This is a genomic window from Nitrososphaera sp. AFS, assembly GCF_009898475.1.
In the GTDB taxonomy this organism is placed as follows: Archaea; Thermoproteota; Nitrososphaeria; order Nitrososphaerales; family Nitrososphaeraceae; genus Nitrosopolaris.
In genome coordinates this window covers 1-12295 of record NZ_QURE01000050.1, presented here as the reverse complement: position 1 = coordinate 12295, position 12295 = coordinate 1, and the positions used below count along the sequence as shown (strand labels likewise).

Genomic DNA, 12295 nt, shown 5'->3' with positions numbered 1-12295 from the left:
CTGCTATCCTTAGAAAATTTGATTGCAGTTCAGACATCAAATGATGCAATTTTAGTTCTGGAAATATATAGAGCGAGTATACAGCACGTGACAATTTGTAGTATTGGCATGTTTGATACGTTTGTGGGTCGTCGATAATTCCAATATGCATATGCATTCGACCAACGAGAGTCTAAGGGTTCATGTGAATGCTTGTGCAGGCATTTTCTTTATGTACTTCAATGGATGCGGGCCTAATCCTAAGTAAATTCTATGCATAGTTCGTGAGTTCGTGACAAGCAATTGATGTAACCCTCATTTTGCATCCATATACCACATGTTTACATATTTTTAAAACTTAGGATCCGGAAACACTTGATTGATGTTGACTTCACCAAAGTTTCCTAATGCTTGCTCTGTCAAATGCCCTACATGGTGTATTTAAACACTCTTATGAACACCTTTATTAGACTCAACATATATTCTTCGGATCAAACCTTCACATCCACTTGGATTTTATTTATTCTCAACTATTTAGCATCGAGAACACGAAATTCAAAACATCTGAATGACCATAATAATTCCCAAAGTTGCAAAGTATCACGGCGACATCTGGGCGGGTCCAGAGAGTTTACAGAACGAGTTGTTTATACGAATTCTAGAGAAATCGGATTAGTCTCGATTTACTAGTGCCGTTGCCGTCGAATTTAAAATGTTATCGGTATAATTATATGAAGGACATCAGAGGATTTAAAGAAGTAGGAAAATATTATGAAATACCCAAAAATAGTGCTAAGTGCAGACCGTACCCTCATGTCACCTTATAGGGGAATCTCTCTCGCATCATTTTTTGGTTGCGCACCGGCCCTTGATCTGCAAAGAAATCATAGTACGTTTTGGTATCGAGTCTTGGGTCAACAAGTCACTCCGAAACTACTTTTTGACTTCATCTGTAATCCTATAGAACATACAAATGGTCTAGCTAACTACGCACCATACGGCCTCAGAAAGGTCGAAGCAGCCTTAGTAAGAGACGGATATCCAAGAGATCAAGTAGTAGTAGCCCATCCAGATCATATTGAAAAGTTTATCGGGCCTGAAACTGAAGTAGTGGGAACTTACGAAATGGACCCGTTAGGCATGGGACCTGTTACTATGACTTTTACTTACGGTAGGAAGCAGATGTCTTATGATGAATACTATAGTAGACATTTACATAAGAGAATATTAGCCGCAAAGCGTAGAACCGGTAGCAATGCCAAAATTATAGCCGGCGCCTCTGGAACCTGGCAGTACAACTATGACCCCGCAAAGATCGAGGAGTATGGACTATATGGAATAGTGGAAGGTGATCTAGGTGGAATTGGGCCAGAAATTGACGGAAACGGAGGTAAATTTTTCGACGCCCTTATTAATGGAGAAATGGATGTTTCCAATCCTTTTAAGAGGACAGAATTCAAAGTTGAAATTAAGGAATTTCTTAAGAATGGAAAACAATATCATGGTAGATTCATACATTGTTGGGACCAGCCCACAATTGATGAGATTCCTAACATCATAAGTCCAAGCATGCACGGCCAAGTGGAGGTAATGCGAGGATGCGGCCGAGGATGTAAGTTCTGTGATGTGACTTTGAGACCACTTAGATACTATCCAGTAGAGAAGGTGCAGAAAGAAATCGAAGTGAATATGAAATTTGGCGGATTGAAGAACGCATGGGTCCATAGCGATGATATATTTGTCTATGGATTAAATCCCAGAACTACCAAAAACATGCAACCCAATAGAGAGGCCATAGAAGAATTGTTCAAGGGTATTATGGCAACAGGTGTTGAACACACGAACCCAACACACGGCACTTTGGCAGGAGCGATTGCTGATGAAAAACTACTTCCAAACATTTCCAAAATCATTAAAGCAAGCTCAACGAATCACATTGGTATACAGTGTGGATTCGAAACTGGTAGCACTAGGTTGATAGGGAAGTACGCTGACAGAAAGCTTGCTCCATATCAACCTACTGAATGGCATTGGGTTGTCAAAACCGCTGTAAAGACTCTCAACGAGAACTATTGGGTGCCAGCCTTTACCATCATAATGGGCTTGAATAACGATGAAACCCCTGAAGACAGCTGGGAGACAATCAAATTAATCCATGAACTTGAAACCGAACAACCAGATTCAAAGTTCACAGTGACTCCTCTTACATTTGTTCCTATAGGTCTCTTAGAGAAATCAGAATTTTTTGACATAGGAAATACAATGGACCCTCCAAAGCTCGGAGTAATGTATAAGACATGGCAGCATAACTTTAAACATGGGATACAGAAGTTCATGCGTAAGGTGGGTCGCGACAATCCAATAAAGAATCTATTTTTTGCTGCACTTGCAAGGTCATTGGGCGGAGTGCCGTTGAGCGCGATGGAGCGATTCGCTAGAAAGAAGGGTCCAGACCATGAGCGGGTCATAGAAACCATTAAGGCAAAATATTGGTAAATATAGTAACGGCATTAGACCTCTACCGTTAATTAACCGATACGTTAGGCGCTGCTCTAAAAACTGAAATATATCAAAAGTGGATAGGTAAGATATCTCTAAACAATCATCTTTTCTGATCTCAAAATGGTAGACTTTAGTGCTCTACACCTTGCAGTCCAAGCATCTGTTAGTTGCTTACTTTTCCTTTCCAGCTAGTTTGTGCAATGAAGTAATTGTATTCATATATCCGAATAATTCTGTATTAACTAATTTGTGTCCAGGATAATTTTCATACCTTAAAATTTGAAATTCGAACCTGAAACATGAGCGATTGTCCCACCAATCCATTAATTGGCTCATAGAACTTTAAGATGCCTATTGTGTCCCGTTATGAAGCGGGAAGTCAATTGGAGTTCTTTGTGCTTATCCTACCTTCAACGAAAAGTTCCTGTTTCAAGGCTACCAATAACCATATCGAATCTATGCGATTTTAATCTTGGGATGTGGATTTTGACCAATCGGTCCGTTTATGTTCTACTCTCAAATAAGAATTAGCCAAAGCAGGGATGATAAATGGGAGCCTATGGTTTCTGTATCTGATGACCTCACTTTATTTAGTTACGATAGGCGCTGTGGCATCTCCTTCTTGAAGTTGAATTAGATAATTTTAGCTTCATGTATTATCAGATATTGTGAGATCTAGTGCACTTAACAATTCCTAGCCTATTCAACAAGTCCTTGATCTGGCCATGTGTTGGATTTACAGGCCCTAATTACATCAATGTCCACCTTATGTTTTTTAAGTGCCAAATAAATTTCTCTGAACTCTAGCGTGTCGACAAGTTCAGTCAATCGGAAGGGTTTCTGCATTATTTCGAAATGTCTCAAATTTCTTGTTGATTTCATAATACCGTCATCCTCCATGAATGCGGAAGCGAAGGTTATTCTCTGAGATGGGTTAACTGCCAAATTTCCTCGCAACTTCCAGCCCGTTTATTTTCGGCAATTTATTGTCTAATATAACTGCGTCAAACGGCCTGCGTCTTGGATCCTGTATATTGTTTTCCACACCTCGCACGTTCGAGTCACTCGTAGTAAATGTTAAGACATTCTTCCCCATGCAGAGTGACTAACACTCTGTAGTTTTCGTCTCTCCATTGCATGCTTGTACAATGAGATAAGATCTATGTCATCTTCTGCTTTCAATACCTTTGTATCAAGTCACCAATGCTAATCTTCATTCGATGCATTCTGATCGGATTTTCTAAGATTTAAAAAATTTAATCCCAACACATGGGTAGAATGCTAGGCTTTCTATATTTATGAAGTGATAATGATTATATAACTAAATGATCAACTTTATTGTAAACCATTTAGGATGTGCCCCTTGCACATAGGGTCAGACAATTGAAAACTCCTCTCTAACTTAAATTTGTCTAGTCGAACAAAATATATTCACATTCGATACTATTTAATTTTTTTATCGTTCACATAACAAATGGTTCACACGATCCGAGACCTCAGAAATGGACTGCATGAGCAGGCCAGAGAGCTCTTCGAAAAGAAGGATGCGGCAGGAGACGATATTGATAAGCTGGAAATTCAATCCCAGATAAATTCCATATATTCAAAGATCGAAAATCTTGGTTTAGTTGAGGATTTTTGATGCAGAATTATACCTTCAAATTTGAGATCCATTCTAGACTATTAGCCATAAATTGTATCAGCAATAGTTGAAATTCTCAGTTTAGGTCGCTCCCTAATTTAAAATTATTCAGCTTTCATTTGTTGACTCATTCTAAGAGGTACGGGTAAAATATCTCTATTTGAACTCCTTGATATTGCTGCTTGTCACTATACATGCGTACCTCCTACCATACCTACAGCTCGAAGCGTTTGTAAAGGTGTCTGGTCACGCGAAGGAACTGATAGGAGAAGTACCAGATCACACGACGGGTGGTGAAGAGTAGCACGAGTAAAGGTACAAGAACTGAACCCAAGTGGTAAATCAAAAGACGTCATAACTATAGCAAGGAGTAGATTCCACTGGAACAAAGGAAGTTGACCGGTCGCTAAGAATGGATTGATACGCAATAAATGGAATAGAAGGAGGAGAGGCTTTGTCAAGATACTCTTGGCAGTTGACATAAGAACAAAACATATAGTCTCAATGAATATTAAGAAAGAAGATGTTTCTGACGGCACAATACTGAAGCCATTAGTATGATTGGCAGCCGGTATCTGGATCGAATCGGTATAGATAAACATATTATCAAGGTAGCTAAGAACTCGTCAACAGACGCTAATGGGTGTATATCACGGAGATTGGTTGCATTAGAACAGCTGAGAGACATGAAGCGATGGAAGAAGAAGCATGGATACAATATGAGGTGGATATAGCTGAATCTGCTTTTTCCTCAATAAACCGGACCCTTTGGTGAATATATGGCATCTGTAGTTTGGAACAACATAGCTAATGATTACTTCTACGCCCACATCTGCGTATCGGTAAATTCAGCACGCAGGTACAATATTTCGTATTCTAGTTATTCGACATACCACCAATATTGACTAAAGAAATCAAACGTAACAGCAGTTATCAGATACATTGGCTTAGCCCATGCCTCGACATAGCCTTATCTGTTAATGCTTTTAGCCCATTCAATCAGTGATGATAGATCATTGGCAACATAATCGCTTCCAAGCTTGTCAACAACATTTCTAATGCTGTTAGGTGTAAATAACACTATTTTAATCTCCATACCTGCTTTAGGCTTGAGGGCTTTGATAACCGAATACAAAAACTGAAGTGATCCTTCTCCTGAAGAACATATGCATGTAATCAGAAGCCCTCCTCTGATCCCCCAAAGTTTCTGCATATACCTTTGAAAATCAATATCAAAAAATGGATCGATATGCTGTTCGATGTTTCCGAGATATAATACTTTAAAACCCAACATCTGAAAGGCGAGAGCTCCAATCTTGGCAAAGAAAATATAGTCCTCTGATGCTGCAACGAAGAGTGAAAAAATACCAATCTTGTTCTTGGCCGGTGCGACAGTGTATTTTAAATAATCGAGAATTTCAGTTATCAAGCTCACCAAATGGAGTCGTTCGGTTTTGCCCAAACGACCTCTATTGTATAATTCATTAAATGTATTTACGGTTGGAGCTATTACATCACTAAGAACTCTTAGATGGTCAACTTTCGAATTGATCACGTTAACTAAAATATTTCGAGCGTGGTCCCCGTCACACAGTGAGATGGCCTCCATGAATCTCCGCTGTATTTCGAAGACATTGGCTGAACGATCATAATCGTCAGTGCCTGGTTCTATGAACCATACATTCACAGATCCAATTTTTTTTGGTTTAATTAGTCTCAAGGTTGCGAAAATATTCAAATATTTGGTGATTGTCATTCTGCTTATACCGGTGATTGATGCAATTTCAACTCCCGATAGTCCACCTGAATTTTCGTGTAAGGCGCGTACAATTCTTCGCTTTACCTCCTCAATATTATAACGCGTGTATCTGCCTTTATTGACCAAACTAAAGGGAATCAGGGCACATCCATGTATTAACTGCTGCAGCGGCAATCTAAGACAGAGACTCGTACGATGTTTATAAAATAATAGACCTTGGGAGTAGAACAATAAATTGAAATTCGCTCAATGTATAAGAGCATAACTCATGTGCTTGGAGCACACTTTATAAATAAAAGACAAAGGTGAATGAATACGAAATAATACTACTTATAAGTAAATGAAGGGATGTTGGACAAGTAGGATTCAGCAATGTGACATTCTTAAATCAATTGTTATCCAAGCCATGATATTCCTCTTTTCAGTGGCATGTCAGATTTTGTACTACAACTCTTGAAATCGCTGCAGAATAGGAACGAAATACTAAGAGATATCCTTCAAATCTCCCGTCTTTATCCGATATTCTTTGATGGAGGCTACCGTGGCAAAAATTTAAATGTAGTGTTGGATTTCCGAGGCGAGTAATAGATGTCAAAAGAGAAGGTAGTTCTGGCTTACTCCGGTGGTTTAGATACCTCAGTCTGTATCAGATACCTTCAACTTCATCATAACCTTGACGTAATTAGTCTGACGGTAGATTGCGGCCAAAAAGATAATTTCGCGGATATCGAAAATCGAGCTCTAAAAATGGGAGTGGTAAAGCATATTTTCGAAGAATGTACTGAAGAGTTTGTACAACAATATGTATTGCCCAGTATCAAGTCAAATGGGCTGTATGAAGAAAAATACCCATTGGCTACTGCCCTGGCGAGACCTTTAATCTCGGCTAAACTTGTTGACGTTGCACATAGCCATGGGGCTAGAATAGTAGCCCATGGCTGTACTGGCAAGGGAAATGATCAGATTCGATTCGATGCCACGATTAGAGCGCTTGATCCACAAATGACAATTCTATCCCCCATTAGGGATATGAACTTGAGTAGAGACCTAGAATTAAAATTTGCTGCTGAGCAAGGTATACGAATAAATCTTGAAGCTAAGAAGTTTAGTATTGACGAAAATATATGGGGTAGAGCGATAGAAGGAGGCAGAATAGAGGATGCCGGTTGCGAGCCACCACAGGAGGCCTTTGAATTAGTGAGATTTGACGACGATCGGGTTGAATATATGGAGATTGAATTTGAACAAGGGATTCCAATCTGTGTAGACAACCAACCTATGCACATAATTGAGTTAATAAAATTCATAAATGACAAAGCAGGGTCCTTGGGAGTCGGCATTGTGGATCACATGGAAGATAGGGCGGTTGGCATTAAATCCAGGGAGATATACGAAGCGCCTGCCGCAGTTGTACTGATCGAGGCTCACAAAGACCTGGAAAAATTGGTCCTGACTGCGAACGAATTACGCTTTAAGCGTATAGTTGACGAACATTGGAGTTGGTTAGTTTATTCAGGACTATGGAAAGAGCCTTTACGGTCTCATTTGGATAAGTTTATAGATTCAACCCAGAAAAAGGTTAGCGGAAAGGTTAGATTAAGAATGCAGAGAGGATCCCTTCGTATTGTTGGTAGAGAATCAAAGTATTCTCTCTATAGAAACAGTCTTGCAACATATACTTCAGACTCTACTTTTGATCAAACCGCGGCAAAAGGATTTGTGGAGCTATGGAGCTTACAGTCCTCTATTGCCAATACTATAGATGCAGCTATGCGCCTAAATATCAATCAAAAAGGGGGTGGAAAAAAGTGAAGAAGGAATGTCAGGAATGCGGAGCTGAGATCAATATTCCAGATGATATTCTGGTTGGAGAAATTGTGGCATGTCAGGATTGTGGTTCGGATTTTGAAGTTACCTCAAAGACACAGAATAGCGTCGAATTGAAACCAGCTGAAAGTGTAGGAGAAGATTGGGGGCAATAGATGGTAGAACTTTGTATCTTATACGATAAAGTTCGCTTTGAAGAGAGATCCATCTACGACACTGCTTTGAAGAAGGGAATAAGAGCTAGGATGACTGACGCGAAAACCCTTACGATTTCTACCAACAGCGATCGTCAAGAATTCGAGCTGGGCGATATAATACTGCAGAGGAATGTAAGTCATTTTAGAGGTCTGTATTTAACCGCCTGTCTTGAATTTCTTGGAATGCCAGTGATAAACAAGTTTAGAGTGAGTGAGACCTGCGGAAATAAACTAATGACTTCCATAGCCCTAGCAAAACATAATGTTCCTACCCCTAAAACTTACTTTGCCTTCAGTCCTGAAGCTGCAATGGAAGTCATTGAGAGAGTTGGGTTTCCAATTGTATTGAAGCCAATGATCGGCTCATGGGGAAGAGGCGTTTGTCTACTGAAAGATGAGGAGGTCGCTAACATGATAATTGAAATGAGAGCAGAAAATGATAATGCTCTAGGAAGGATTTATTATGTCCAAGAGATGATAGAGCGTCCGCCTCGTGATCTGAGGTGTATAGTGGTAGGAGATAGGCTTGTAGCTGCNGGAAGAGAATGGAGGACCAATGTATCTAGAGGAGGAAAATCTGAAAGCGCGCCAATCACCAATGAGCTAGAACAAATAGCTATGCGAGCAGCTAAAGCTGTAGGAGGCGGTATTTTAGGTGTTGACCTGATGGAGGATAATAAAAAGGGATTCTTAGTCCACGAAGTTAACAATACTGTGGAATTTCGAGGGGCTTCTAAAGTTTCAAATACTGACATTTCAGAAGCCATTATAGATTACGCTCTAGCCTTGGTAAAAAGGTAGATCAACACCAAGTTCTTCTACGTACTATAGACTAGCGTGAACAACAAATATAAATTGACCAATAGAAAATCCTCCGTTTAGGTGAAATACACATTTACGAAACAACAATGTGTTTAGTTTTAGATAGGAGACTATTGAAGTGAAAGTTGGCGTAATTGGCGCCTCAGGTTACGTAGGGGGAGAGTTACTACGCTTGCTAGTTTCACACCCAAAAGCTGAATTAAAAATGATTGTCTCTAGACAAAGAGCAGGCGAGTATGTACAGCGTGTACATCCCAGCTTGAAGGGTTTTATCAACACCACTTTTTCACCAATGGATATTGAAAAGGTGACAAGCGTGTGTGATTTCGTTTTTACTTCAGTTCCGCATGGGAAATCAAATGAGATTGTGAAAGATTTGTATGAAAGGGGACTCAAAGTAGTAGACCTCTCTGCAGATTTCCGTTTAAAAAATCCTAAGGATTATGTTAAATGGTACGGATGGGAACATCCTTTCCCGGATTTACTGACAAAGTCTGTGTATGGAATACCAGAATTTCATAGGGCAGATATTCAACGAGCCAGACTTGTCTCCTGCCCCGGTTGCATGGCTGTGACCTCTCTTCTTGCAATAAAGCCTCTGATAGAAAATAGTATCATCGACACCGACCATATAGTAGTAGATAGCAAAATTGGCTCATCAGGAGCCGGTTCAGAATCTAACGCTGGAACACACCACGCTATGCGATATGGCGTGATTAGACCATATAAGCCCGCGAAGCATAGACATACAGGGGAAATAGAGCAAGAGCTAGGAATACTTGCGAAGCACCCAATTAAGGTCAGTATGAGTCCCCACGCCGTAAACCTGGTCCGCGGTATTCTTGTCACAAATCACTTATTCTTCAAGAGGCCAATCCAGGAGCTGGAATTGTGGAAGATGTATAGAGATAGCTACAACAATGAACCATTCATTCGACTTATTCGCGACACCAAAGGTTTCTACAAATTCCCAGATCCCAAATTTGTAGTGGGCTCTAATTTCTGCGATATTGGCTTTGATATTGATCAAGATAATCAGAGAATAGTTGCTCTGTCTGCGTCTGACAACTTAATGAAGGGAGCAGCTGGCTCCGCAATACAGAACATGAATGTTATGCAAGGCTTTAACGAGACTGATGGTCTTAAACTTACTCCTGTGACACCTGTATGAACGTACTAAAGATTGGGGGAAGTGTAGTTGACGGAATACATGAAACAGCCATCTATGATTTAAAAAATATTTCAGAACAGGGCAGACTAGTAATAGTTCATGGCGGAGGAAAAGAGGTTACTACCAACGCTAATAAACTCGGAAAAAAGCAAGAGTTTGTCGTGTCTCCTGGTGGCATAAAGAGCAGATACACGGATAAAGAGACAGCCGAAATATTCACTATGGTCATGGCGGGCAAGATTAACAAGAGCATTGTAAGGATGTTGCTTAAGGAGGGTGTAAAAGCAGTTGGGATTTCGGGAATAGATGGGGGTTTTTTGCAAGCTGATAGGAAAAAAAAATTGGCTATATTGAATAGCAACGGCAGAAAAATGATGATAGAAGGTGGCTACACAGGAAAAATAAGATCTGTTGACCCCGCATTAATGATTTTATTGTTGGAAAAGGGATACCTGCCTGTAATATCGCCAGTAGCAATAAGCGAAGAGTACGACTTCCTCAACGTCGATGGCGATAGGGCTGCGGCATACATTGCAAGTGCTTTAAACGCTGAAAGAGTGATATTCGTTACGGACGTACATGGTGTCCGTCTGGATGATAAATTGGTAAGAAACATGACACTTGAAGAGGCAAGACTAGCTCTCCCTAGGATCGGTTTCGGTATGGAAAAAAAAGTGTTAGCAGCTATTGAAGCTCTACAAAATGGAGTCAAAGAAGCTATTATTTCTTCAGGCAGGGTCGAGAGGCCTTTCTCGAGAAGTATGGCACACGACAACTGCACGGTGATTGCAAATTAATGAGTGAAGATCTTTACCTATCTCATATTTACCAACGTTTTCCAATTGACATTGATCGTGGTAAAGGCGCGAAGGTTTGGGATATCTCTAATAAAGAATATGTTGATTGCATGGGGGGGTATGGCGTAGCGATTGTGGGGCATTGCAACGAGCGTGTCGTACGGGCTATTAAAGAACAGGCAGATAAATTGATAGTATGTCATATGTCCCTTTTCAACGAGATGAGATTAAATTTTCTAAAAAAATTGTTCTCCCTGACTCCTCCTGGGATAGAAAGAGTTTTCTTCAGTAATAGTGGTGCGGAGGCAGTCGAAGCGGCTTTAAAGTTCTCGCGCAAGTTCTCTGGTAGGAATGGAATAATAGCAATGAAAGGTGCTTATCATGGGAAGACCTTTGGAGCTCTATCGGTTACCTACAACGATAAATACCGTAGCTCCTTTAAACCTCTGCTAGAAGGAGTAAAATTTGTTCCTTATGGCCAGGCGTCCAAGTTGGAAGAGGCAATAGACGATAAGATAGGGGCTGTCATTTTGGAACCAATACAAGGAGAGACTGGTATCATAGTCCCACCTGACGACTTCATCGAAAAAGTTAGGGAAATTTGTAATCGACACCACTTGGTTTTAATATTCGATGAAATTCAAAGCGGGCTTGGTAGGACAGGTAAAATGTGGGCAGGGCAAAATTGGGATACAGTTCCAGATGTGATGTGTATTGCAAAGGGTATTGCCGGGGGAGTTCCAATGGGGCTGACTTTAACGAAGCCCGAAATCATCGATTGCATAAAGATGGGAGAACATTCTTCTACTTTTTCAGGAAATCCTTTGGCCTGTGCGGCTGGCCTAGCAACTCTGGAGTCATTAACCGAGGATAAACTAGTTGAAAAAGCCGGCAAGATTGGCACAATTTTTAAAGAGAAGCTACTAAGACTACAAGAGAAACATAGAATTATCAGGGAAGTACGGGGTCTAGGTATGATGCTTGGTGTCGAAATGCGGTTTGATGTTAGAGATTTATTACTTGATGCGATCAACGAAGGCTTATTGATGTTGTATTCAGGACGAAATGTCATTAGGTTACTTCCTCCACTTGTAATGGACGAAGCTACTGTAGCTAAGGCTGTCAATATAATTGACAAGGTAATTTCAGCAGAGGAGAAGAGGCGAAATGTCCACTGAGCTTGATCAGTTTGATGAGAAGATAGTTAGAGTTTTACAAATGAACTCACGTCGACCTTTTGTGGACATAGCTAATGAAATTGGTCTCTCAGAGTCTGCCGTTAGGAGGAGAGTGAAGAATATGATGAAAAGCGGCCTCATAACACAATTTACGATTGAGCTAGGCATAAGTGGCAAAACAAGTGCGATTACGCTTATATCTGTTGGATCGAATTCTGACACAGCAGCAGTCTCTTCGGAACTCAAAAAGTTAAGCGGCGTGCAGGTAATTTATGAAATAACAGGTCAATATGACATAGCGGTAATTATTGCCGCTCCTAGTATCGGAGAAATTAACAAATGCATTGATGATGTCCGTAAGACAGCCGGAGTTTCTGACACAAATACGGTGATTATACTCAAAACGATAAAATGAGTTATC

At 40.4% G+C, this 12295-nt stretch carries 13 protein-coding genes; 11 read left to right on the top strand and 2 right to left on the bottom strand.

Features of this window, described 5'->3' with window-relative positions; translation table 11 throughout:
- Positions 1 to 750: 750 nt before the first annotated feature.
- Complete coding sequence (locus tag DYY65_RS06995) at positions 751 to 2475, top strand: B12-binding domain-containing radical SAM protein (protein WP_162477262.1); 1725 nt, start codon at positions 751 to 753, stop codon at positions 2473 to 2475.
- Between the two features lie 705 nt (positions 2476 to 3180).
- Here DYY65_RS06995 and DYY65_RS06990 read toward each other — a convergent pair.
- Complete coding sequence (locus DYY65_RS06990) at positions 3181 to 3426, bottom strand: hypothetical protein (RefSeq protein WP_162477261.1); 246 nt, start codon at positions 3424 to 3426, stop codon at positions 3181 to 3183.
- Positions 3427 to 3955: 529 nt separating this feature from the next.
- Between DYY65_RS06990 and DYY65_RS06985 the strand changes: the two genes are divergently transcribed.
- The 3 genes from DYY65_RS06985 to DYY65_RS06975 all read left to right on the top strand — a co-directional run bounded on the left by DYY65_RS06985 (position 3956) and on the right by DYY65_RS06975 (position 4684).
- Positions 3956 to 4123 carry a hypothetical protein gene (locus tag DYY65_RS06985; protein WP_162477260.1) on the top strand — a complete coding sequence of 56 codons (168 nt, stop codon included), beginning with the start codon at positions 3956 to 3958 and terminating at the stop codon, positions 4121 to 4123.
- A 160-nt stretch (positions 4124 to 4283) separates the two neighbouring features.
- Positions 4284 to 4427 carry a hypothetical protein gene (locus DYY65_RS06980; protein WP_162477259.1) on the top strand — a complete coding sequence of 48 codons (144 nt, stop codon included), beginning with the start codon at positions 4284 to 4286 and terminating at the stop codon, positions 4425 to 4427.
- Between the two features lie 113 nt (positions 4428 to 4540).
- A complete protein-coding gene (locus DYY65_RS06975; protein WP_162477258.1) occupies positions 4541 to 4684 on the top strand; it encodes a hypothetical protein in 144 nt (47 codons plus the stop codon).
- Positions 4685 to 5093: 409 nt separating this feature from the next.
- Here DYY65_RS06975 and DYY65_RS06970 read toward each other — a convergent pair whose 3' ends face one another.
- Positions 5094 to 6008: a winged helix-turn-helix domain-containing protein gene (locus DYY65_RS06970; protein ID WP_162477257.1), complete on the bottom strand. Its 915-nt coding sequence runs from the start codon at positions 6006 to 6008 to the stop codon at positions 5094 to 5096.
- A gap of 462 nt (positions 6009 to 6470) precedes the next feature.
- On the opposite strand from DYY65_RS06970, the gene DYY65_RS06965 reads away from it, so the two are divergent.
- The 7 genes from DYY65_RS06965 (at position 6471) to DYY65_RS06935 (ending at position 12289) form a co-directional block, all read left to right on the top strand.
- Positions 6471 to 7694 carry an argininosuccinate synthase gene (locus DYY65_RS06965; RefSeq protein WP_162477256.1) on the top strand — a complete coding sequence of 408 codons (1224 nt, stop codon included), beginning with the start codon at positions 6471 to 6473 and terminating at the stop codon, positions 7692 to 7694.
- On the top strand, positions 7691 to 7864 hold the full coding sequence (lysW/argW, locus tag DYY65_RS06960) for an alpha-aminoadipate/glutamate carrier protein LysW/ArgW (RefSeq protein WP_162477255.1): 174 nt from the start codon (positions 7691 to 7693) through the stop codon (positions 7862 to 7864). The genes DYY65_RS06965 and lysW/argW overlap by 4 nt, the downstream gene beginning before the upstream one ends.
- Complete coding sequence (gene lysX / locus DYY65_RS06955; protein WP_162477254.1) at positions 7865 to 8707, top strand: lysine biosynthesis protein LysX; 843 nt, start codon at positions 7865 to 7867, stop codon at positions 8705 to 8707.
- Between the two features lie 139 nt (positions 8708 to 8846).
- Positions 8847 to 9899 (top strand): N-acetyl-gamma-glutamyl-phosphate reductase, encoded by a 1053-nt coding sequence (gene argC, locus DYY65_RS06950; RefSeq protein WP_370519317.1) that lies wholly within the window; start codon positions 8847 to 8849, stop codon positions 9897 to 9899.
- A complete protein-coding gene (locus tag DYY65_RS06945; RefSeq protein WP_162477253.1) occupies positions 9896 to 10696 on the top strand; it encodes a [LysW]-aminoadipate/[LysW]-glutamate kinase in 801 nt (266 codons plus the stop codon). Before argC ends, DYY65_RS06945 begins: the two co-directional genes overlap by 4 nt.
- Positions 10696 to 11874: an aspartate aminotransferase family protein gene (locus tag DYY65_RS06940; RefSeq protein ID WP_162477252.1), complete on the top strand. Its 1179-nt coding sequence runs from the start codon at positions 10696 to 10698 to the stop codon at positions 11872 to 11874. Before DYY65_RS06945 ends, DYY65_RS06940 begins: the two co-directional genes overlap by 1 nt.
- A complete protein-coding gene (locus tag DYY65_RS06935) occupies positions 11864 to 12289 on the top strand; it encodes an Lrp/AsnC family transcriptional regulator (protein ID WP_162477251.1) in 426 nt (141 codons plus the stop codon). The genes DYY65_RS06940 and DYY65_RS06935 overlap by 11 nt, the downstream gene beginning before the upstream one ends.
- Positions 12290 to 12295 lie beyond the last annotated feature (6 nt).